At 60.6% G+C, this 1405-nt stretch carries 2 protein-coding genes; both read left to right on the top strand.

Annotated features, from left to right (window positions below):
• Positions 1-891: MFS transporter (locus AWB74_RS44515; protein WP_061152796.1), on the top strand; the 891-nt coding region annotated here is incomplete at its 5' end.
• Positions 892-1318: 427 nt separating this feature from the next.
• Positions 1319-1405 (top strand): AbrB/MazE/SpoVT family DNA-binding domain-containing protein (locus tag AWB74_RS44520; protein WP_143749547.1); only part of this gene is annotated, 87 nt, incomplete at its 3' end.

The following is a 1405-nucleotide window of genomic DNA, read 5'->3' on the forward strand; positions in this document are numbered from 1 at the left end:
GAAGGGGGCTTTCCTAGTGCGAGTTTCAGGGCGCTGTCGGACTACTTTCCGAAGCAGCGCCGTTCGAAGATTCAGGCAGTGCTGCTGGCGTCGAATCCCGTGGCGCTCGTGCTCGCGCCCGCGCTCGGCGCGCTGATGACCGTCTGGTTGAACTGGCGCGGCATGTTCGTCGCGGTTGCGCTCACGGGGCTCGCCGTGTCCCTGCTCTATGCGTGTGGACTGCCAAAGGTCGCGACGCCCGTCAGATCGGAGAGGGTCACGCGCGATCCACTGCGCCGCGTGCTGCGAAGCGCGGCCGTGTGGAAGATCTGTGCGGTCAACTTTGCGCTCAATGTCCTGATCTGGGGTTTTCTCTCGTGGCTGCCGACCTACCTGTTGAAGGTGCACGGACTCGATCTGCTGCATGTCGGCCTCTACGCGTCCGTGCCCGGCGTCGCCGGCATCCTCGGCATGCTGACGGGCGGATGGCTTGCCGATGGCTGGTTCGCCCAGCGCGAGAAGGTGTTGCTGGTTGGCGCGGTCGGCGTGAGTACGGTATGCCTCATCGTGATGCTGAACGTCTCACTGCTGCCGGTCGTGCTGATATGTCAGGCCCTGATCGCGTTCTCGCTAAAACTGGGCTTCATCGCGGTGTGGTCGCTGCCATTGAAGTTCGACGATACCGACGCGAGCGGCTCAACTGCCGGGGTCATCAACATGGGAAGCCAGTTCGCGGGCGTTGTCTCGCCTGCGGCGATGGGATTTTTGATCGCGGCCAATGGAGGCCAATTCACCGGCGCTTTTTTGTTCCTGATCGTCTGCGGCCTCATCTGCATCTCAATCGCGATGACCCTGCGCGGCGACTCAGAGACAAGATCGGCGGAAGATCTCGTGATCGAACAGCCTCGGTAGATCGGGCAATCCGCGAAAAGCGTTCTGGCTCCAGGACACAACTTCCGAAACCATGGTCGGTCGGGAATGGTAGACCCTTCCCGAGTGCACTGAGCGAATCGATTTCTCCTCGTGATCGCAGACATGAGAGGGCTCGCCAATCAACTGCAGGCAACGCGCTCCATGTGCATTTCGCACGTCGGACCGTTTCGTGCCCCGGGGACTCTTCTAGGATCGTGGCCGGAACGCGCTTCTCATCTGCGCGGCGTGGGCGTCGAGTCGACCGCATCGGATTGGCGCGGGGGTGGGGGCCGGCAAACGAAACAGGTGTAAGACCTCGCACGCAGAATAAGTGTTCGGCGGTCTGGAGGTCACAAGTCGCCCGGAACTTGAGAAAACATTCGTGTGGATATACAATTAAAAAAACGTGTATCAATGGAGGCAAGTCATGCAGGTCTCAAAATGGGGTAATAGCCTTGCCGTGCGACTGCCCGCGAGCGTCGTCGATGCGCTTGACTTGAAGGAGGGCGACGAT

This window comes from Caballeronia arvi (genome assembly GCF_001544695.2).
Taxonomy (GTDB): Bacteria; Pseudomonadota; Gammaproteobacteria; order Burkholderiales; family Burkholderiaceae; genus Caballeronia; species Caballeronia arvi.